We start from the raw sequence: 19,930 nt of genomic DNA, 5'->3' as shown, positions 1-19,930 counted from the left end.
CTGATAATATTTGTAAGCATCAATAATTTTTGATTAACTAACTTATTAGTCTTGCTGGGATTTTTGAGCCACGACCAAGAGTGACAAAGCTGCTTCAGGAGAGCGGGAATCGATGCCCGACAGTCGCTGTCCTAGCCCATAGCGCCAATGGGGAAATTCCCCTTGTACCCCTTTGAGAATATCTGCACCCACGGTTTGGTTATGAGGGAATAAATTGACCTGAAACCCTTTGGGCTGGAGTGTTTGGGTAAAGAATTCAGCTGTCACACCATCACCGGGGCGATGATGAATTTCCGTTTTCAAAGCAGTGAGGCGTTCTTCTGAATCGATATGAAGATTGCGGAGAAAGAACCGATAAATGGGCAGCCGCATTTTATAAAACATCAGGGCAAGACCTTGATAGTTCCAAGCAGAGCGCTGGGGATCATGATCTACAATTAGGAGCCCCCCTGGTTTTACCAGTCGAGCGGCTTCAGCCAAGACCGTTGGCATATCTTCACAATGATGCAGGGTTGCATTCAAAGCAACGATATCTGCAAATTCAGACACGAAGGGTAGATCGTGAGCATCGGCAAGAACCGGGGTATAGCCGATCTGAGCTGCCATTTTGAGGCCCCCTTCAGCAACATCGACCCCAATGATGGTGCGGGGAGAACCGCCGATGGAGGCATAGAGGTTGCCAGGTCCACACCCAATATCGACGACAACCTTGTCATCCCAACTGCCCATCACGGATAACCATCGTTCCCGAAAGACCTGATCGCGGTGGCAAGAATCGAAGTAGCCTTTTGCCCATTCTGGATGACCGAAATAAACACTGTTGGCTTCTATCGCAGGACTAGTTTGAATCGGAGCGGCCCAAATTCCATCACTGTTTTGAGTAATGGCTATATGAGCACTAAAAAAAGGAAGTTTTGTGGAGGAAGATACTGCACTCAGAACCATGACTTTACGCTATTTGCGCTCCATGTAAATAAGTTGAAGTTGAAAAGCCAAAGAATAAGTAATGATTGAAAATAATGAGATCAATTGAAGTGAATAACCTTGAGTTTATTGCAGATATCGAAGAGATTCACACGCTGATTTTAATTATTTAACCGCGAGAAAAGAATTCACTATGTGATCTAAGTCACATAATTGCTGGATTTGCAATAGAGTATTTAAAAGTCAATACCTACAATGCTTTGTGGGTAAGTTGTTGGGCTGACAAGTATCGGTACCAACAATTTATCCGCAAGAATTTGTAGTTAGTTTCAAAGCTTTTCCAGATATAAATACGTCTAACTTATGAAGAGCATCGTGTTCTAGCAGATTTATTTAATTTTTTCGGTGAATAAGCTGAAACTGTGATTTTGGATACAAAAAAACGTCGATGTATCTATTGCTGCATGTCGAATGATCACGGATGAAGTTGCTGATGGATCAACCATCTGGAGGGTATGTATGACTCAAGAACTGTGGGGATATGGCTCTCGCAGAACGACTCGCCCATCCCCAGATGCTCCTGATTATGCTAGAGGCCAAGGACAACCGTGGACAACCGTGATTAGTTACTAATCCATCTTTGATAAAGCTTTTGGACCGCTTGGGTGACGGATTCCCGAAATTGAGGGGTATCAGTATTACTGGGATCGAGTTGTTGTAATTGGGTTAAAAATTTTGCTTCTTCTTGGGCTACTTCGCCATCGCTATAGATTAGGCCACTTAAGTCTTCTAAGAGTTGTTGATATGCGGCTGACTTAGGTTTTTTCCCTAAATAATCTTCTACCCAGGCATAGCATTCTTCTTTGGTCACAGACCGTAATCCGTAGAGCCAGGGGCGTAGTTCTGGATCTTCTTCCACACCTTTATTATGGGCAATCTTGCGTAGATAGACTTGTTCTGCTTGCTGAACGGTGCCATCTAGCCAGGCTACACCAATTAAGATCTTTAGGAGTTTGACAACATTTGCAGATTGAGACATGAGTGAAGTCCTCACTGATAGATCGTGATGAAGAAGGCTTAGTTTTAGAAAAGCAGTTTGTTGGAGTTATGTCCATCCATTCGCTGAGCAATGTTAAATCCCCAACACTGGCTGTAAGTGATGCGGTCTTGGTATTGCCTCGATCCTGGTCCTAGAACTGGAAATCAACCCAGGGCTGATCAGCTTTGACCCTATAGTGGTGTGGGGACTCGTACGCATGTGAAGCATGGATTATGCCTCTGAGCAGATTGCAGGTGTTGATGAAGTCGGTAGAGGGGCATTGTTTGGCCCTGTTGTAGCGGCTACCGTCATCCTCTCTGATGGGGCCATTGAGCAGTTAGTGGCCCAAGGGATGACGGATAGTAAGAAACTATCGCCACGGCGTCGGATGATATTGATGAACCAAATCCGAGAGGTGGCAATGGGGTTTAGGGTGGGGATGGCGTCAGTATATGAGATTGATCGCCTCAACATTTTGCAGGCCAGTTTACTGGCCATGCGGCGGGCTGTGCTGGGTTTACCATCTACTCCTCAGTTTTGCTTAGTCGATGGAAATCAACGGATTCCGAATTTACCGGTACCGCAAAGAACGGTCGTTAAGGGGGATCAATCCGAACCTGCGATCGCAGCGGCAAGCATCCTTGCCAAAGTCTGGCGTGATCAACTGATTGTCCGTTTAGATCAGCGCTATCCTGGATATGATTTGGCGTCGAATAAGGGCTATGGCAGCGCTACACATCGGCAAGCGTTGCGAGAATTAGGACCAACGCGCCAACATCGATTGTCCTTTGCCCCTTGTCAGGTCAGTTTACTTCCAGATTAAGGATCTGGGGCCTCTGATTTTTGGAGCCATTTTTGGTACAAATCCGGCCTGCGATCGCGAGTTCGCTGGATCTGCTGTTCCTGTCGCCACTGCTCAATCAGCGCATGGTTGCCAGATCGTAGTACAGAAGGGACCTGCCATCCCCGAAACTCAGCGGGTCGAGTATATTGCGGATAATCGAGTAACTCAGTTTCAAAACTCTCTTTCTTTAAAGACTCGACCTTGCCGACCGTGCCCGGTCGCAAACGAATTACCCCATTTAAAAGGGTTAGCGCTGGAATCTCACCACAGGTCAGCACAAAATCTCCGAGAGACAGCTCTTGGGTGACTAAATGTTCAGCTACTCGCTCATCGACCCCTTCGTAATGGCCGCAAATCATCACGAGCTGATCGTAATGATTCGCGAGTTCATGAAATAGCGGTTGATCCATGGGGCGCCCCTGGGGGGTGAACAAGACAATCTGGCGGCGAGGCAAACAGGGCAAAGACTCCACAGCCGCAAAGATAGGTTCGGGCTTCATCAACATACCGACTCCGCCCCCATAGACTTCATCATCAACCCGATGATGCTTATCCGTGGTGAAATCCCGAGGATTTGTAAGATGAACTTCCGCAATCCCATTCGCAAGGGCTTTCCCTAACAGACTGGTATTGAGAGGAGAGGTAAAAAACTCTGGAAATAAGGTGACAATATCGAAACGCACAGTAGGACAGTCCTGATTCACTGAGGCTCAGCCACTAGACAGAAGAGGGTGAGCAACATATTCAAAGGGATAAAGGCATAGGTAGAAATTAATTTTAGGTGTGATAGGTGTGAAGTGGATAAGACGCCTCAGGCGGTGATCATTGACCCAATCCCAGCATCAGTAAAAATTTCTAGCAACAATGCATGAGGCACCCGACCATCAATAATATGGGCTGCTTGAATCCCCTGAGCTAAAGAGCGAATACAGCAGGTCACTTTCGGAATCATCCCGCCTGCTACGACCTTTTCTGTAATTAAATGGCGGGCTTGGCGAATATCTAGTTTGTGAATCAAGGAAGTAGGGTCTTGGTAATCCTGGAGAATCCCTGGCGTATCCGTCAGCAGAATGAGTTTCTCTGCATCCAGAGCAGCTGCCAGCTCACCAGCCACCGTATCCGCATTAATGTTATACACTTGACCTTCTTCATCCGTCGCTACACTGGACACAATCGGAATATGTCCCCCGTCTAGAAGGTTATTAATGAGTTGAGGGTTGACTGTAGCGACTTCTCCCACAAACCCAATTCCTGATTCTCCTTGGGGACGGGCCATCAATAATTTCCCATCCTTACCACAGACTCCAACCGCTGATCCACCCGCTTGGTTAATCAGAGAGACCAGCTCTTTATTCACCCGTCCCACTAACACCATCTCCACCACATCCATAGTGGGAGCATCGGTGACGCGCAAACCATTCATAAATTGGGGTTCAATCCCGAGTTTTTCCAGCCACAGATTGATTTCCGGCCCCCCTCCATGCACTACAACAGGGCGCAGCCCAACACAAGCCATAAACACTACATCTCGAATCACTGTGGCTTTGAGGGCGCTATCTTTCATCGCGGCCCCACCATACTTAACGACGATTGTGCGTCCAGCAAAGGATTGAATATAAGGAAGCGCTTCACTTAATACTTGGACGCGATCGCTAGCGTTAAACATGGGGTTGGGTGGCAAAGAGAACAACGCGCAAACCATTGAACAGTAACGGCTTGCCCATAGACAGCAGTTTAGCTCGTTATGGTAGGTGACCGTAAGCAGGTCATGCAAGCAAGCCCCATAGCTAGGATTGACGCTCTCTAATGATCAGGAGAGGGATATCAACATTCGTCTTTAGTCGAGAACTTTTCAGGTCGGTTGAACGACTAAAAGGTATCCAGTTACGGCAGACTTCTTTTAGAGAAGAAAATATGATTTCCTCGTCATATCATGTCAGTTATGGTGAGGTCGTAGGTCTTTTTATGTTCTGAATTTCAATTTTCTTCATATAATCTTTTAGGAAATAATTTATATATTCTCTTAGGTACTGTAGGCTTTTTGGAGATAATTCTTCTGGAATACCTTCTGTATGTTGACGAGTAAAAGTCATATTTTGTGGGTTGCATTACATGGTAATTGATGGTTATAATTAGGTCATTAAAAGTATTTTTACTCTAATAAATTTTAAGATAAAACTTATTATCATATCATTATTATTTCTGAAAACAATAAAATATAAGCATCTTTTTTATTCACTTAAGGAATACTTAGAGAATCCTGAGAATCTTCTCAGAGTGGTTATTGTAATTACAGTGTTTAGTAGCTGTAGGCCCAATCATTCCTGACTAAACAATCTAGAAAGAAATAAAAGAGTCATGAGTTTTCTTTGTTTCTTTTGCTTGTTTATCAAATATTTGAAGCGTTGTGATGAACTGCTTCTCAAATATTTGAATGAAACTAAGCAGGAATGATTGCCTATTTTGTTGGTGTGCAGCCCCGATTGCTTTGATCTCTAAAAATTTATTCACCTTAGTGAGGTTTAATATGAAAGCTCAACGCCTTCTACCCCTTTGCTCTGCTCTTTTCTTGGGTTTAGCTGCTGCTCCTGCCTTTGCAGGTTCTGCTAGTGTTTCCAACAGCTTCTCCATTCGTGATATCAAGAATGGTTATTCTCACACCAATATTAAAGTGAAAGAATGGTACGGCGGTATTCGTTCTGCTGGAGCTGATGCCAGCAAGGTATCTGTCGGTGTTACCACAACCCAAGACGGTAGCACGACTACTCAGACTCAATACTGTGGTTGGGGTTGTAAGAAGTCTACGACTACAAACAACGGCCTATTTTCTGAAACAGATTACTCTGTTGCCACTTCTTCTAGCTGGTCCAAAGAGTACGGTGCATTCAAAAAAGACACTAACGTTCATGTTCATGAGAGCTATCACTTTGATGGCATCGACAAGACTCACACCGTTGGCTCTAGCTTCAGCTTCTAAATCAAGCTAGCTGCTTCATATCTAAGCCAAACAAACAAGGGGCAGCAGCTAAGCTGTTGCCCCTTTGCTCAGCTCAGGAGAATTAATCATGCGTTATCGTCTTGGGCTGTTGAGTACATCGGTTGTGGGAATGTTGACATTGTCATCTGGCTCAGTTTTAGCCCAAACGACAAATAACATCACAGTACCTAACAACTCCCAATCAACAGCTAACCCTGAAGTCAGCCTTGATCAGCAGGGCTCATTAGTAAATACTCAGGTCAACAGTACAACCTTAGGCCGCAGTGTTGTTGGCAATGGCATAGCAGACTGTACCAGTAATGGTTTAAGCGTGTCAGCCTATGGTAGTGGTGTAGGTCCCTTTGATACCGGTACGGTTGGAGGTGCGATTACCTATACCCATTCTTTTGGGATGGATACCTGTAAGCAGTACGCCAAGAATCAATTAGGGAAAGCGAAGCTTGAAACCTGTTTTTTATTAATCAGTAACTATTCCAAAATGGTTAAAGCAGGTATTGATGTCAGCTATACAGCGCTGATGGAAGTGGCTAATGTTGACTGTCCACCTGTGACAGTTCGTCAAGCTGCGATTCCTCAGCCCTCTCCTTCTGCCTCGAATCGTCCAGCATCGACTCCGGTTTCATTGCAAGGGCAGCAACCCGCTCCAACGCCTACGGTGCGAGAGTATGGCAATAGTCCACAGAATCCACCTCAAGCGCAGACCCCATCCCCATCGGAGCCACAACTCAAGACAGCATTACCTAACTCAGCTTCGGAGTTGCCTGCTGTTCAAGGGCCTCAACGATTGACGGCTAAAGAGTTGCTTTAATGTCGATTCAGGGGATAACACTGTGTGTTGCCTACTTTGATTCTCTGTTGTGACCTAATCAGACCAAAAAGCATTGCTGTGAATTTCTGGCTTGATAGTATTTCCAGCGCTAAAGAAAGACTTTTATAGTCTGTGATTAAGCCAGCCATATATGACTGACTTCAGCTCCCGGGATTGAAATGTCTCGGACAGGCACCCCGAATAAGGAGGGCATGATTGATGCAACTGAAACTAACACTTTATGGTGCTGTGGCCTATGCCGTTTTCAGTACATCACCTTGCTATGCCCAGATAGTGCACGTGATGACGTTTCAGAACTCGTCGGGTGGACGCCATATTAGAGAAATTACAGGCCAACAAACCCAGGATGATCAGTCCATTGGTGTTTCTCTCAATACGTCGGATGAGCGTACAACAACCCGTTCTTCGTCCACAGTGAATGGTGTAACCCAAGAGCAAACCTATACCTATATCAACTCAGCTAAGAGTCAGGCAGTAGAAACGGGGCATCGCAGAAGAATTGAACGTACTCGGCTTTTTGAAGCGTATGACTATTCAGACTACGCTGTTGACCACACTGTCGATTTTAGTTTTTAAGTGCTAGTTGACTGCCTGGATACCCAATAGTCTCTACATCTATGGCGATTCAGTGTGCTGACCTCAGCGAGCTGCTAGGGAAGATCACTCTTCTAACCCTTCAGTGTTTTCTGAAAACCCTACTCCAGGACAGTTGTTGCTAGGAGATTTAACGATGAAATCTACGATATTTTTAACGACAGTTATCACAGGGTTGAGTATTCTACCTGCCCAGGCTCAGACTCAGTCTTTCTTTGGGGTGCCCATTGGTCAAGATGTGCCAGTGATCGTCTTTTCCCCGGTGACTCAGTACTATCCGAACTATTATCCGGGACCTGGTTTTTACCAATATAGTCACTATTTTCGAAGCACAGAACACCATTTAGACTTTGATAAATATGACTACCTGCTCAGTGACGACTTGGTATACAACTTTCCCGTAGTCGGCAATTTTAATTACAAGTAATTCTGAAACGGCTGTAGATTTATGGTATCCGCCAATCCCTTGTATCCAGCGATTGCAGGTAGTGAGGGTTGGATGGCCTCAGTCTTCTTATAAATAGATGCTTTAAGAAAGTGGGCGGCAGCCTAAAAGTTTTCAGTTATTCTAAGCATTATGACTAGCGCTCGTTATTGCGAGCGCTTTTTGCTTTCAATTTTTTAAGAAAACCATTTGACTTGCAGAATCATAAGGAACGATAGCCTCAATAGTTGCTGTATCTCAACAGTGCAAGATATTTCTGGTGACGTAACGATCGCGCTTATTTCTCGATCACGATCAGTAATTGATATGGAGCTACTGCGCTTTCTGCCCATAATAGTGTTAGATCTATGCCTTACCCACAAGTCCTGAAGTACTTACCAGCAAAAGACTTGAGGTGAGCTAACCCCCCTTATTCTTTGCCCCAGAGAATGCCTAGTGGGCACGGCGAGGAGGTTGAACCCCTATTCTGTCGTTGACGATGCTATGGAAAAGGCCAATCTACGGGATACTGAAACATTTGTCTTAGCACCAAAAATGCTTCTGCATATGCGTTTAATCCACTTGTGGGTAAGGCATAGAGTGTTAGATAGGTTGGTCACCCTGTAGATCAAGCACTTTACGATGCCTCAGTAGGTGCAGATCATGGGCGACGTTGTGTGTGGTTCAATTTTTATGGCTCGGCCTAATTTTCACTTTTCAAGTTTATGCAGCTAGATGTGATTGTTATTGAAGAAGGTTCATTGACGCTTCACTAGAATGAACTTTTTAGATAGCTTGAACGACTAGAAAGGTATCAAGTGATGATCAATAATTTTTAGAGGCTAAAATAAAATTATCTCGTCAGATTGTGTCAGTTATAGTGGGTCTCTAGGTCTTTTTGTGCTCTCTATTTTAATTTTCTTCATGCAATCTTTTCGTCAACAATCAATGCCTTCTCTTTGTGTTGTAGGTATTTCAGGAGTTGTGAGCCTGAGATAACTCATGTATTTTATTGATTGAAAGTCATATTTTGTGGGTTGCATTACATGGTAATTGATGGTTATAATTAGGTCATTAAAAGTATTTTTACTCTAATAAATTTTAAGATAAAACTTATTATCATATCATTATTATTTCTGAAAACAATAAAATATAAGCATCTTTTTATTCACTTAAGGAATACTTAGAGAATCCTGAGAATCTTCTCAGAGTGGTTATTGTAATTACAGTGTTTAGTAGCTGTAGGCCCAATCATTCCTGACTAAACAATCTAGAAAGAAATAAAAGAGTCATGAGTTTTCTTTGTTTCTTTTGCTTGTTTATCAAATATTTGAAGCGTTGTGATGAACTGCTTCTCAAATATTTGAATGAAACTAAGCAGGGATGATTGCCTATTTTGTCGGTGTGCAGCCCCGATTGCTTTGATCTCTAAAAATTTATTCACCTTAGTGAGGTTTAATATGAAAGCTCAACGCCTTCTACCCCTTTGCTCTGCACTTTTCTTGGGTTTAGCTGCTGCTCCTGCCTTTGCAGGTTCTGCTAGTGTTTCCAACAGCTTCTCCATTCGTGATATCAAGAATGGTTATTCTCACACCAGTATTAATGTTAATGAGTGGTACGGCGGTATTCGTTCTGCTGGAGCTGATGCCAGCAAGGTATCTGTCGGTGTTACCACTACTAAAGACGGTAGTGCTACGACTCAAACTAAGTACTGTGGACGCAATTGCCGTAAGTCCACAACGACTTACAACGGATTATTCTCTGAAACGGATTACTCTGTTGCCAAGTCTTCTAGCTGGTCAAGAGAATCCGGTTTATTTACAAAAGACACCAACGTTCATGTCTATGAGAGCTATGACTTTGATGGCATCGACAAGACTCACACCGTTGGCTCTAGCTTCAGCTTCTAAATCAAGCTAGCTGCTTCATATCTAAGCCAAACAAACAAGGGGCAGCAGCTAAGCTGTTGCCCCTTTGCTCAGCTCAGGAGAATCAATCATGCGTTATCGTCTTGGGCTGTTGAGTACATCGGTTGTGGGAATGTTGACATTGTCATCTGGCTCAGTTTTAGCCCAAACGACAAATAGCATCACAGTACCTAACAACTCCCAATCAACAGCTAACCCTGAAGTCAATCTTGATCAGCAGGGCTCATTAGTAAATACTCAGGTCAACAGTACAACCTTAGGCCGCAGTGTTGTTGGCAATGGCATAGCAGACTGTACCAGTAATGGTTTAAGCGTGTCAGCCTATGGCAGTGGTGTAGGTCCCTTTGATACCGGTACGGTTGGAGGTGCGATTACCTATACCCATTCTTTTGGGATGGATACCTGTAAGCAGTACGCCAAGAATCAATTAGGGAAAGCGAAGCTTGAAACCTGTTTTCTGTTAATCAGTAACTATTCCAAAATGGTTAAAGCAGGTATTGATGTCAGCTATACAGCGCTGATGGAAGTGGCTAATGTTGACTGTCCGCCTGTAACGGTTCGTCAAGCTGCGATTCCTCAGCCCTCTCCTTCTGCCTCGAATCGTCCGGCATTACAAGGGCAGCAACCCGCTCCAACGCCTACGGTGCGAGAGTATGGCAATAGTCCACAGAATCCACCTCAAGCGCAGACCCCATCTCCAGTAGAACCACAACTCAAGACAGCATTACCTAACTCAACTTCAGAGTTGCCTGCTGTTCAAGGGCCTCAACGATTGACGGCTAAAGAGTTGCTTTAATGTCGATTCAGAGGATAACACTGTGTGTTGCCTACTTATTCTCGAAGGGTGTCGCTCAGTAATCTTGCACTTGTATAGATCCGGCGAAAGTGATTTCGACCTAGATGCATTCCTGTTGAGGCTTGAATTATGTCCATAACTCCAACGTGATCTCTAGTTTGGAGTAAAGAGCTGCAAGCAAGATTGACTTCAGCTTAGTTGAAGTGCCAGGACTATTACGACGCTATGTGAGTTTATTAGGATTTTGGAGGGCGCAAGTAATGCAGATGAAGCCAATACTTTATGGTGCTGTAGTCTATGCCGTTTTCAGTACATCACCTTGTTATGCCCAGATAGTGCACGTGATGACGTTTCAGAACTCGTCGGGTGGACGCCATATTAGAGAAATTACAGGCCAACAAACCCAGGATGATCAGTCCATTGGTGTTTCTCTCAATACGTCGGATGAGCTTACAACAACCCGCTCTTCGTCCACAGTGAATGGTGTGACCCAAGAGCAAACCTATACCTACATCAACTCAGCTAAGAGTCAGGCAGTAGAAATGGGGCATCGCAGAAGAATTGAACGTACTCGGCTTTTTGAAGCGTATGACTATTCGGACTACGCTGTTGACCACACTGTCGATTTTAGTTTTTAAGCTTACATAGTGTATGCCCCAACAAGGATTGAGCGGATTGTCCATACACAAACAGGTGGTTGATCTTGCAGCCACTTGTGAGAGTGCTCACTTGGTTGAGCCGTTATGGAAAATCACTGTTCTGACCTATCGATCTTGTCTTGAAAAGTACTCCAAGGCAGTTGTTGCTAGGAGATTTAACGATGAAATCTACGATATTTTTAACGACAGTTATCACAGGGTTGAGTGTTCTTCCCGCCCAGGCTCAGACTCAGTCTTTCTTTGGGGTGCCCATTGGTCAAGATGTGCCAGTGATCGTCTTTTCCCCTGTAACTCAGTACTATCCGAACTATTATCCGGGACCTGGTTTTTATCAATATAGTCACTATTTTCGCAGTACTGAACACCATTTAGATTTTGATAGATATGACTACCTGCTTAGCGACGACTTGGTATACAACTTTCCGGTAGTCGGCAATTTTAATTACAAGTAATTCTGAAACGGTCATCGATGCATTCTGCTCATCGACAATTGGGCAATAGTGTATGTAGTGATTGAAGACGATGGAGTTAGCCTTTTTCAGCTTGATCCATTCAAGGGAAGTAGTATTGATTGCTTCTCCTCGGCAGAGCAATGCAGTCAAGCAATCGTTAAACTGAAGAGATGAATGTCATCTTGTTTAAGGTGATTTCATTGTTTTTGATTGTGACGACGCAAGGATCATACGCATATGAAAGCATTTGTGGCTGGAGCAACGGGTCAAACGGGTCGCCGCATTGTGTCTCAATTAGTTGAACGGGGCATTCCCGTACGAGCTTTGGTTCGAGATATTGATAGAGCAAAAGCACTCTTACCGGAAGCTGCTGAGTTAGTGGTGGGCGATGTATTGGATGCGAGTTCGTTAGAAAGTGCGATCGCAGATTGTAACGTCCTCCTTTGCGCCACCGGAGCGGCTCCTGGCTTTAATCCGTTTGCACCCCTACAAATTGATTACCTGGGGACCAAAAACTTAGTGGATGTAGCCAAAGCCAAAAACATTGAGCATTTTGTTTTGGTCTCTTCCCTCTGTACATCGAAGCTGCTGCATCCCCTGAATCTGTTCTTCTTGGTATTGGTTTGGAAGAAGCAGGCCGAACAATATATTCAAAACAGTGGGCTTACCTATACCATCGTCCGTCCCGGTGGACTGAAGAACGAGGATAACGATAACTCCGTCGTCATGTCTGCCCCCGATACTTTATTTGAAGGCAGCATTCCCCGGACCAAAGTGGCTGAAGTTTGTATTGAAGCTCTGACGGCTGCATCCTCTCACAATAAGATTGTTGAAATCGTTGCTCCGTCTGAAGCGTTAGACCGACCAATCCCTGACTTATTTGCTAGTGTTTAAGTGAGTATATGAACTTAGTCGAGTTTCCAGCTGGGACTGACCTAAGATCTCATTCATACTGGTTTAATCCTTTCAATCTAAGCCGTTTTATTGCTTAGGGAGTTAACCTTTGGCGTCTAGTTCATCCTCCAAACAGGCTAAACCGATCCATCGCATGGCTTGGCGTTTGGGTGTGTCGTTGACCTTGCTTCTAGGCTTGGGAGCCTTGTTGGTGCTGCCCAAGTTTGACCCCAAGAGTTTAACTTGGCCTACTACAGAGCCGGGTAGAATTGCCCCCCTTGCCATGTCTGGGGGCAATCCCTATCTCCGGGCCTTAATGCGGACGATTTCGGCCAGTGAATCGAATGATGCTAGCCCCTACACCGTGCTTTATGGCGGTAGCCATATCGAAAATTTGCAGGAGCACCCCGATCGCTGCATTCCCATTCGGTGGGGACCGAATCAAGGGCTATGCACGACGGCGGCTGGACGTTATCAGTTTATTACGACCACCTGGTTAGAAACTGCAGAGAAGTATCATCCTGCCCCGACGGGAGAATGGATGTGGCGACGCTATAGTTTTGCCCCTGAATACCAGGACCGAGTAGTCCATGCTTGGTTAGATGACATCCATTATTGGGGGACAGATATTCCCCAACTCCTAGAAGATGGCCAGCTCCAAACGGTTCTGAAACGGCTGTCGGGAACGTGGACCAGTTTGGGCTATGGCATTGAGAGTAATAAGGTGACCCCCCACCTAATGCAGATTTACGAACGCATGCTGGCGGAAGAAATTGCCCTAGCCAATGGGTTACCGACCAACTATTTGCCCACGGTGGCCAACCAATCCGTGGAAACGACGCGCTAGGACTGAACCTCTAGCCGCTCCCATAGTGCCTGATAAAGACTATCAGGCACCTTTGCTCTGAGCACTTTCGCCAACCGATTTTTCTTCTGCGCCGCCTTGAGACAATCGGCCTGGGGACAGAGATAGGCAGACCGACCCATGCCTTGATCGAGCTGGATTTGATGATCGGGATAGACCCGAACAATCCGCCAAAACTCAGATTTGGGGGCAATGTGGCGACAACTGATACATCGACGATGGTTGGGCTGCATGAACTAGAGAATCATCTTGAAAAGGAGCTATAGCTAGCTTACGCCTTAAACTATGGGGAGACCTAGGATCTGACATTGTTCTACCCATGTTGAATATTGTTCAAATACTCTCTCAAGAGCTATCGATTTCCCCTCAGCGCCTGCAAAATGCCTTGGACTTATTTGCTGAAGGGGCAACGATTCCCTTTGTGGCGCGGTATCGTAAAGAGCGAACCGGGCAAATGGATGAGACCCAGCTGCGGCAACTCTCAGAACGGTTTACCTACCTGACTGAACTGGAAGAGCGCAAGAAGACGATCCTAGACTCCATTGCCCAACAGAATAAGCTAACAGAGCCGCTCCAAGCCAAGATCGAAGCTTGTTTGCTGAAAACTGAACTCGAAGATCTTTACTTGCCCTATCGTCCTAAACGACGCACCCGAGCCACCATTGCCAAAGAAAAAGGATTAGAACCTTTGGCTCAATGGCTGCAAGCCCTCAATAAACCCACAGCAACCCTGAGCCAGGATCTGGCAACAGAAGCGGCTCGCTATATCAATAAAGATGTTGCCACTGCCGAGGATGCGTTGCAGGGGGCCTCGGATATTTTGGCGGAAGGAATTGCCGATCAGGCTGAGATTCGTGCCCATCTCAAAAATCGCTTCTTCCAAGTCGGCGAGTTTGTGTCTCAGGTGAAATCCAAATACCCAGAAGGGAGTACCAAGTTTGAGATGTACCGAAGTTACCAAGCCCGAGCCAAGAATATTCCGGCCCATAATTTGCTGGCCCTCTATCGAGGAGAAGCAGAAGGTATTCTCAAAGTCGAGTTGGCGACTGATGAAGAGCGGATCTTGGGGGATATGGAAGAGCGGGTAATTCGTTCCAAAATTCGAGCTGTGCGAGATTTTTTCCGAGAGGTGGTGAAGGATGCCTATACTCGCCTGATTAAACCATCCGTGGTCAAGGAGGTTCGGGCTGCCTGCAAAGCGGAGGCGGATAGCGAGTCGATCCAAACCTTTGCCACCAATTTACGGGAACTACTGCTGTCTAGTCCTGCGGGAATGAAGCCCACCTTGGGGATTGATCCAGGGTTTCGCACCGGCTGCAAAGTGGTTGCCCTGGATCATACGGGTAAATTTTTGGAATACCAGGCGATTTTTCCCCACCAGGCAGCGAGGCAGCGAGACCAAGCCGCCAAAACCGTTGCCCGCCTCATTCAAACGTATCAAATCGACCTGATTGCCATTGGCAATGGAACAGCGGGCCGAGAAACCGATGCCTTTGTAGCGGATGTCTTAAAAACCCTAGACCGTAAGCCCATTAAGGTGATGGTGAATGAATCCGGTGCCTCGATTTATTCGGCCAGTGAAATTGCCATTGCCGAATTTCCTGATTTAGATATTACGGTGCGCGGGGCGATTAGTATTGCCCGCCGTCTCCAAGATCCCCTGGCAGAATTGGTGAAGCTTGATCCCAAGTCCATCGGCGTGGGCCAATATCAGCATGATGTGGATCAAAAGCTGTTGAAACAAAAGCTAGAAGAGACGGTGGAAAGCTGTGTGAACTATGTAGGGGTCGATTTGAATACGGCCTCCAAAGAACTACTGACCTTTGTGTCGGGGATTACGGGGGCGATTGCCAACAATATCATCACCTATCGCAACGAAAATGGGGCATTCAAAAACCGCAAGCAGCTTCTCAAAGTCGCCAAGCTCGGCCCCAAAGCCTTTGAGCAAGCCGCTGGCTTTTTGAGAATTCGGACGGGGGATAATCCCCTGGACAATACCGCTGTCCATCCCGAAAGTTATGGTGTGGTCAAGACGATTAGCGAAGATCTAGAGCTACCCCTTAGCCAAATCGCAGAGATTCCCGCGCATCTGAGGCCGGGAGATCTCAATACCTATGTGACTGACACGATTGGTGAGCCTACTCTCAAAGACATCATGGCGGAATTGGAAAAACCAGGCCGCGATCCACGGGCTGAATTCAAATACGCCAAGTTCAAAGAAGGTATTACGGAACTGACGGATCTTAAACCTGAAATGGAGTTGGAAGGGATTGTCACGAATGTCACCAATTTTGGGGCTTTTGTCGACGTTGGCGTCCATCAAGATGGCCTGGTCCATATTTCCCAAATGGCGGATCAATTTGTGAAAGATCCTAAGCAGATTGTGAAGGTGGGGCAAGTGGTGAAGGTGCGGGTTCTAGAGGTGAACCAAAAACTCAAACGTATTGGTTTATCGATGCGTTCGACCTCTAGCAGAAGATAGCGTTCGCTCCCTTTTTTGTTAGTCAGAGCCAATCGTTCAGACTGGTCAGGATGTATAAAAGGGAAGGAAGTCCAAGTCTTGCGACCCTTGGACTTATGCATCGTCATCATCGCCTTTATCGGACTTATTCTGGCGATGATTTAGCCAAGTGATCAGAGCTTTGCCCCCTAATGAGGATGCAACTAGAGCGATGTCAAATATACGGTCTTGTTGTTCTGAAAGGGTGGGCTTATTGGCTAACTGAACGGCTTTACTACCTGTGCTAAGGGTAAAGAATAACAAGGTCGTGATGATGAGCTTAGAGATAGCAGTCGATTTGTGTTGTCGCATCATGAACTCCGCGATTTGTTTGTATGAGTCCATATTGCTGAAAGAATCTATAAAGATCAGTCCCTGAAAAGGTTCTGAAAGGTTTGACTTTGGGATGAGTTGGGTATGACTTTGGGCAAATAGAATGGCTGTCAAACGAATTATCTTCGCAAAGTATCTCTATAAGGTGCGTAAAATAGCTCCGCTAGCACTGATAAGTAAAATATAGGCAAATGATGAAAAATTGAGCATGGCCGCGAAATCGCTAGCAGCAACCCCGCAAAGCATCGAATTAATTGAGCGAGCCTTAACAAATAAGCAATGGAGTAGAGATGATCTCTGGAAATATTGTGATTGTAGCCGCCAGCCTTCTATCAATTTTTGCTCAGGCAAGAAGGTCAGTAAAAAGCTGTTTGTCGGTTTTTGTAAAGCATTAGATCTTGATTGGGAAGAAGTCGCAGGAGTTGAGATTGCTCAAAGCATAACTGAAAAGACTCAAATTACAACTAATATCAGTACGCTTGTTCAAGATATTCGTCAAAAGGTAAATGCTGATATTCACAATCGCTGTGGCACGATGCGGGTGCTGGATATGGAACAACCGATTGGAATTGGTGAGATTTATACCCGCGTCAATATTTTGGAGAAACTGTCTGGAAGGCAACGTCTAGGGGTTGAAGAGCTATGGCAAGACTGTAACATTAACAACTTTGATCGCTTAATGCTGGGGCAGATACGTGTTGAGAGAGTGCCAGGATTAGAAGCGGTTTCACGCTATAACAAGCTGATGATCTTGGGGAAGCCGGGAGCGGGCAAAACCACTTTTATGAAACGGTTGGCGACCCAATGCAATCAAGGAGAGTTTGAATCCCATCGGATTCCTGTGTTTGTCACTTTGAAAGAGTTAGCTGAATCAGCAGATAAACCCGATTTGCAAAGCTATATTTCTCAGCAATGGAAAGCTTGTGAAGTTAATGAAGCCGATCTTACCCCAGGGCTGTTTTAAGTTAGCAGCGAAAAAATAATATCGACCCGATTAGCCAGCTTAGTCATCGCGGTTTTGAGGGATTGATAGTCGTTTAGCCGCAGGATATTAATCCCAATAGTTCTAAGCACTGACCAATTGAGCAGTGCTTGTTCATCTTCGAGTCGATAATCATCTTCGCCAAAAACAACATCCTTCGGCCAATGCAACCGATTTTCAATGCCCCAATGTTCTCGGACCAGAGATTGCCAATGCTGGGGTGAGGTGGCAGCTGAACTGATGTAATAGGCCGTATTGTGATACTCCTTTCCTTTGCGAGTGCCCCATCGTTGGACACAAAGCACAGAGCGAATTGCCTCCCATTCTTGTAGGGCTATGCCGACAGGCTCATAAACCTGTATACACCGATGTTCATCTCGTCCTCTACTTTGGGCGGAGTGGATGTGCTCAGCCATGGGTTTAAGACACTCAAAGTAAGTCTGGAGGTGGTCGTAAAGTCTTCCCTGATTGGATTTGACCGCCACAAGATAGTCGTTACCCGAGGCCACAATCTTCTCAAGTGTTTTTTTGGGCGTGTAAGGCATCCATGGTAATCAGCAAGCCATCGAGTTGAAGGGTTTCCAACAGTGCCTGGACGACTTTGATTTCGCTATTATCCTCCTGAGTGAGGGCTTCGAGCTTGAGGGTGATGCCTGCTTCCACCGCAAATAAACTCACCAACCCTACAAAACGCTGCTTCCCCTTGGCATCTGTCAGCCCCTGACGAATCCGTTTGCCATCAATGGAGGCTGCATAATTATCGGGAGAGTGAGTCTGGGCTTTCGAGAGCATCCATGCTTCAAATTGGTGGCTCAACGCTTGGAAGTCAAGCCCCTTCATCACTCGACGAAAGGTACAGTGAGACGGAACTTCGAGGCTCTCAAGCCCCAATAGCTCACTTAAAGGCTGGCGATAATCGCTCACAAAGGTTTCTAACGGACGGTACCCTTGATATCCAGCAAGCATGCCCATCACCATCAATAGCAACAGCAGCCATAACGGATGAATACGGCCATGGGCACTGCGGAAATCCGGGACTTGCTTCAAAGTATCGATTAGATGGCTCATCGGTCTCTCTACTGTTGGTCAGTAGAACCATCCTATTTTTTCTAGGAGGAACGTAAAACAACCCTGGATCTTACCCCAGTATTAAAGGATGGACATGTTTTAGTTTTACTGGATGGTCTGGATGAAGTGCAGACTAAAGATCATAATCGAGTGCTGAATTTAATAAAGGTTTTTACGGAAGAGTTCCGTGATTGCCAATGTGTAATGACCTGTCGGATTGCTGCCCGTGAATATACCTTTGAGCAGTTTACTGAAGTGGAAATTGCTGATTTTAATGAGGAACAAATAAGAGACTTTGCTAAGAAATGGTTTCGAACTAAGAAAGATAATGAAAAGGGCAAAAATTTCATCAAACAGTTGCAAGATAACAAGCCAATTCAAGAGCTAGCAACTAATCCACTCTTATTAACGTTGCTGTGTTTGGTATTTGGTGAAGCTAACGATTTTCCCCATAATCGATCAGAACTTTATAAAGAGGGGTTAGATGTTCTGCTGAAGAAATGGGATGCCAAACGTAATATTGAGCGAGATCAAGTCTATAAAAAACTGTCACTGAAGCGGAAGGAAGATCTGCTAAGTCAATTAGCTTATCAAACTTTTGAGCAAGGGGACTACTTCTTCAAACAGCAAGTTGTGGAAACGAAAATAATCGAATATATCCGTAATTTACAGGGTGCTAATGAAGATGAAGAAGCCCTACAACTGGATAGCGAAGCTGTACTCAAATCTATTGAAGCCCAACATGGTCTTTTGGTGGAACGTGCGCGGGGAATTTATTCTTTCTCGCATTTGACATTTCACGAATATTTCACGGCCAAACAAATTACTAGTCCAACGTCTAAGCTCTCTATAACCCTAGAAAATCTTGTTAAGCATTGTTTTGAAAAACGTTATAGAGAGGTTTTTTTCCTGGTTGTGGGGATATTGCCTGAAGCCGATGAGTTTTTCAGATTGCTCAAAAGCAAAACTGATCGGTTCATTGCTGATGAGCCTGAACTACAAGATTTTCTGGCTTGGGTTCGTGTAAAAGCTCGATCTGTCAAAGCTGACCATAAATCAGAAGCAATTCGAGCTTTTTACCTCGCCCTTGCTCTTGCCCTTGCCAGCGCCAACAACCTCGCCTTTGCTAACGCCAGTGACCTCGACCTTGCCAGCGCCAGCGCCAGCGTTAGCGACCTTGCCCTCGACCTCGAACTTACCTTCAACCATACTCTCTCCCTCGCTCGTGCTAGCGCCAGCAACCTCGCTCTTGCTATTGCTAGCGCTAGTGATCTCGATCTCGCCAGCGTCCTTGCCAATGACCTTGCCTGTGCCAGCAACCTTGCTCTCGCCAGCGCCAGTGACCTTGCCCTTGACCTTGCCCTCAATCTCAACCTTGCTATTGCTAGTAATCTCTCTTTCTCCCTCGATAGCGCCAGCGCCCTCGTCTTCGCCCTCGACCGACTGGCCAAAATCGAATTACTAAAAAGGAATGATCCTGAAACTAGTATTCAATTGAAAAGCTTAAAGTCTCAAATACCTGATGGCCAAAATAGTAAAGCATTCACCAGTTGGTGGAAAACTGCGGGAAAATTATGGACAGAAAATTTGCGGGCAGTGATGGTGAACCATCGCAATATAGGTCATGATTGGCAGTTCACCACTATTCAAACCGACAAGCTAAGACAGTATTTTAATGCCAACAAATTGTTGGCTGAATGTCTTAATAGTGATTGCTATGTCGCAAAAGCAACTCGCGAAGAGATCCTATCAAGCCTGCTTTTACCCATGAGTGAACTGGAGACACAGTAGTCATCATCAC

At 45.4% G+C, this 19,930-nt stretch carries 21 protein-coding genes; 14 read left to right on the top strand and 7 right to left on the bottom strand.

Annotation, left to right across the window (positions count from 1 at the left end):
* Positions 1-45: 45 nt before the first annotated feature.
* Together ON05_RS10575 and ON05_RS10570 are read right to left on the bottom strand one after the other, a co-directional pair.
* Positions 46-945, bottom strand: coding sequence for a class I SAM-dependent methyltransferase (locus ON05_RS10575; RefSeq protein WP_010471477.1), 900 nt, complete (start codon positions 943-945; stop codon positions 46-48).
* A 601-nt stretch (positions 946-1,546) separates the two neighbouring features.
* Positions 1,547-1,963: a TerB family tellurite resistance protein gene (locus tag ON05_RS10570; RefSeq protein ID WP_010471480.1), complete on the bottom strand. Its 417-nt coding sequence runs from the start codon at positions 1,961-1,963 to the stop codon at positions 1,547-1,549.
* Between the two features lie 226 nt (positions 1,964-2,189).
* On the opposite strand from ON05_RS10570, the gene ON05_RS10565 reads away from it, so the two are divergent.
* The gene (locus ON05_RS10565; RefSeq protein WP_010471482.1) at positions 2,190-2,786 is read left to right on the top strand and encodes a ribonuclease HII; all 597 of its coding nucleotides are present in this window, start codon (positions 2,190-2,192) and stop codon (positions 2,784-2,786) included.
* On the opposite strand, the gene trmD is transcribed toward ON05_RS10565, so the two are convergent.
* Positions 2,783-3,490: a tRNA (guanosine(37)-N1)-methyltransferase TrmD gene (gene trmD / locus ON05_RS10560; RefSeq protein ID WP_010471483.1), complete on the bottom strand. Its 708-nt coding sequence runs from the start codon at positions 3,488-3,490 to the stop codon at positions 2,783-2,785. The genes ON05_RS10565 and trmD overlap by 4 nt on opposite strands.
* A gap of 128 nt (positions 3,491-3,618) precedes the next feature.
* Positions 3,619-4,473, bottom strand: coding sequence for an acetylglutamate kinase (argB, locus tag ON05_RS10555; protein ID WP_029315092.1), 855 nt, complete (start codon positions 4,471-4,473; stop codon positions 3,619-3,621).
* 861 nt (positions 4,474-5,334) lie between these two features.
* Here argB and ON05_RS10550 point away from each other — a divergent pair.
* The 10 genes from ON05_RS10550 (at position 5,335) to ON05_RS10505 (ending at position 13,228) form a co-directional block, all read left to right on the top strand.
* Positions 5,335-5,784, top strand: coding sequence for a hypothetical protein (locus ON05_RS10550; protein ID WP_010471486.1), 450 nt, complete (start codon positions 5,335-5,337; stop codon positions 5,782-5,784).
* Positions 5,785-5,872: 88 nt separating this feature from the next.
* Positions 5,873-6,613 (top strand): hypothetical protein, encoded by a 741-nt coding sequence (locus ON05_RS10545; protein WP_010471487.1) that lies wholly within the window; start codon positions 5,873-5,875, stop codon positions 6,611-6,613.
* Positions 6,614-6,832: 219 nt separating this feature from the next.
* Positions 6,833-7,210 (top strand): hypothetical protein, encoded by a 378-nt coding sequence (locus ON05_RS10540; protein WP_010471488.1) that lies wholly within the window; start codon positions 6,833-6,835, stop codon positions 7,208-7,210.
* A 154-nt stretch (positions 7,211-7,364) separates the two neighbouring features.
* Positions 7,365-7,655 (top strand): hypothetical protein, encoded by a 291-nt coding sequence (locus ON05_RS10535; RefSeq protein WP_010471489.1) that lies wholly within the window; start codon positions 7,365-7,367, stop codon positions 7,653-7,655.
* Positions 7,656-9,112: 1,457 nt separating this feature from the next.
* Positions 9,113-9,562 (top strand): hypothetical protein, encoded by a 450-nt coding sequence (locus ON05_RS10530; protein WP_010471490.1) that lies wholly within the window; start codon positions 9,113-9,115, stop codon positions 9,560-9,562.
* Positions 9,563-9,650: 88 nt separating this feature from the next.
* Positions 9,651-10,376: a hypothetical protein gene (locus ON05_RS10525; RefSeq protein WP_010471491.1), complete on the top strand. Its 726-nt coding sequence runs from the start codon at positions 9,651-9,653 to the stop codon at positions 10,374-10,376.
* A 266-nt stretch (positions 10,377-10,642) separates the two neighbouring features.
* A complete protein-coding gene (locus tag ON05_RS10520; protein WP_262561550.1) occupies positions 10,643-11,014 on the top strand; it encodes a hypothetical protein in 372 nt (123 codons plus the stop codon).
* 182 nt (positions 11,015-11,196) lie between these two features.
* A complete protein-coding gene (locus tag ON05_RS10515) occupies positions 11,197-11,487 on the top strand; it encodes a hypothetical protein (protein WP_010471493.1) in 291 nt (96 codons plus the stop codon).
* A gap of 237 nt (positions 11,488-11,724) precedes the next feature.
* The gene (locus ON05_RS10510; protein ID WP_010471494.1) at positions 11,725-12,381 is read left to right on the top strand and encodes an NAD(P)H-binding protein; all 657 of its coding nucleotides are present in this window, start codon (positions 11,725-11,727) and stop codon (positions 12,379-12,381) included.
* A 154-nt stretch (positions 12,382-12,535) separates the two neighbouring features.
* Positions 12,536-13,228 carry a glycoside hydrolase family protein gene (locus ON05_RS10505; protein ID WP_010471495.1) on the top strand — a complete coding sequence of 231 codons (693 nt, stop codon included), beginning with the start codon at positions 12,536-12,538 and terminating at the stop codon, positions 13,226-13,228.
* On the opposite strand, the gene ON05_RS10500 is transcribed toward ON05_RS10505, so the two are convergent.
* Positions 13,225-13,479 carry a YlxR family protein gene (locus tag ON05_RS10500; RefSeq protein WP_010471496.1) on the bottom strand — a complete coding sequence of 85 codons (255 nt, stop codon included), beginning with the start codon at positions 13,477-13,479 and terminating at the stop codon, positions 13,225-13,227. The two genes, ON05_RS10505 and ON05_RS10500, sit on opposite strands and share 4 nt — an antisense overlap.
* An 86-nt stretch (positions 13,480-13,565) precedes the next feature.
* Between ON05_RS10500 and ON05_RS10495 the strand changes: the two genes are divergently transcribed.
* Entirely contained in the window at positions 13,566-15,728 is a 2,163-nt protein-coding gene (locus tag ON05_RS10495; protein WP_010471497.1) for a Tex family protein, read from the top strand.
* Between the two features lie 93 nt (positions 15,729-15,821).
* Here ON05_RS10495 and ON05_RS10490 read toward each other — a convergent pair whose 3' ends face one another.
* Positions 15,822-16,061, bottom strand: a complete 240-nt coding sequence (locus ON05_RS10490) for a hypothetical protein (RefSeq protein ID WP_262561549.1) — start codon at positions 16,059-16,061, stop codon at positions 15,822-15,824.
* Positions 16,062-16,287: 226 nt separating this feature from the next.
* Between ON05_RS10490 and ON05_RS10485 the strand changes: the two genes are divergently transcribed.
* Positions 16,288-17,043 (top strand): NACHT domain-containing NTPase, encoded by a 756-nt coding sequence (locus ON05_RS10485; RefSeq protein WP_262561548.1) that lies wholly within the window; start codon positions 16,288-16,290, stop codon positions 17,041-17,043.
* On the opposite strand, the gene ON05_RS10480 is transcribed toward ON05_RS10485, so the two are convergent.
* Positions 17,040-18,129 (bottom strand): ISAs1 family transposase gene (locus tag ON05_RS10480; protein ID WP_262561039.1). Its coding sequence is split into 2 segments (ribosomal slippage): positions 17,040-17,588 and positions 17,590-18,129, totalling 1,089 coding nucleotides; the frame shifts between segments, so codons are not numbered across the junction. The genes ON05_RS10485 and ON05_RS10480 overlap by 4 nt on opposite strands.
* A gap of 63 nt (positions 18,130-18,192) precedes the next feature.
* Here ON05_RS10480 and ON05_RS10475 point away from each other — a divergent pair.
* The gene (locus tag ON05_RS10475) at positions 18,193-19,920 is read left to right on the top strand and encodes an NACHT domain-containing NTPase (protein ID WP_262562151.1); all 1,728 of its coding nucleotides are present in this window, start codon (positions 18,193-18,195) and stop codon (positions 19,918-19,920) included.
* Positions 19,921-19,930: the final 10 nt, after the last annotated feature.

The organism is Acaryochloris sp. CCMEE 5410 (genome assembly GCF_000238775.2).
Taxonomy (GTDB): Bacteria; Cyanobacteriota; Cyanobacteriia; order Thermosynechococcales; family Thermosynechococcaceae; genus Acaryochloris.
The sequence above is the reverse complement of the archived record's forward strand: the minus strand, read 5'-3'. Positions and strand labels throughout refer to the sequence as shown.

Bases quoted from the DNA above. Each gene is read 5' to 3' on its own strand.
- ON05_RS10575 (WP_010471477.1), bottom strand. From the start codon at position 945: ATGGTTCTGAGTGCAGTATCTTCCTCCACAAAACTTCCTTTTTTTAGT.
- ON05_RS10570 (WP_010471480.1), bottom strand. From the start codon at position 1,963: ATGTCTCAATCTGCAAATGTTGTCAAACTCCTAAAGATCTTAATTGGT.
- ON05_RS10565 (WP_010471482.1), top strand. From the start codon at position 2,190: ATGGATTATGCCTCTGAGCAGATTGCAGGTGTTGATGAAGTCGGTAGA.
- argB (WP_029315092.1), bottom strand. From the start codon at position 4,473: ATGTTTAACGCTAGCGATCGCGTCCAAGTATTAAGTGAAGCGCTTCCT.
- ON05_RS10550 (WP_010471486.1), top strand. From the start codon at position 5,335: ATGAAAGCTCAACGCCTTCTACCCCTTTGCTCTGCTCTTTTCTTGGGT.
- ON05_RS10545 (WP_010471487.1), top strand. From the start codon at position 5,873: ATGCGTTATCGTCTTGGGCTGTTGAGTACATCGGTTGTGGGAATGTTG.
- ON05_RS10540 (WP_010471488.1), top strand. From the start codon at position 6,833: ATGCAACTGAAACTAACACTTTATGGTGCTGTGGCCTATGCCGTTTTC.
- ON05_RS10535 (WP_010471489.1), top strand. From the start codon at position 7,365: ATGAAATCTACGATATTTTTAACGACAGTTATCACAGGGTTGAGTATT.
- ON05_RS10530 (WP_010471490.1), top strand. From the start codon at position 9,113: ATGAAAGCTCAACGCCTTCTACCCCTTTGCTCTGCACTTTTCTTGGGT.
- ON05_RS10525 (WP_010471491.1), top strand. From the start codon at position 9,651: ATGCGTTATCGTCTTGGGCTGTTGAGTACATCGGTTGTGGGAATGTTG.
- ON05_RS10520 (WP_262561550.1), top strand. From the start codon at position 10,643: ATGAAGCCAATACTTTATGGTGCTGTAGTCTATGCCGTTTTCAGTACA.
- ON05_RS10515 (WP_010471493.1), top strand. From the start codon at position 11,197: ATGAAATCTACGATATTTTTAACGACAGTTATCACAGGGTTGAGTGTT.
- ON05_RS10510 (WP_010471494.1), top strand. From the start codon at position 11,725: ATGAAAGCATTTGTGGCTGGAGCAACGGGTCAAACGGGTCGCCGCATT.
- ON05_RS10505 (WP_010471495.1), top strand. From the start codon at position 12,536: ATGGCTTGGCGTTTGGGTGTGTCGTTGACCTTGCTTCTAGGCTTGGGA.
- ON05_RS10500 (WP_010471496.1), bottom strand. From the start codon at position 13,479: ATGCAGCCCAACCATCGTCGATGTATCAGTTGTCGCCACATTGCCCCC.
- ON05_RS10495 (WP_010471497.1), top strand. From the start codon at position 13,566: ATGTTGAATATTGTTCAAATACTCTCTCAAGAGCTATCGATTTCCCCT.
- ON05_RS10490 (WP_262561549.1), bottom strand. From the start codon at position 16,061: ATGATGCGACAACACAAATCGACTGCTATCTCTAAGCTCATCATCACG.
- ON05_RS10485 (WP_262561548.1), top strand. From the start codon at position 16,288: ATGGCCGCGAAATCGCTAGCAGCAACCCCGCAAAGCATCGAATTAATT.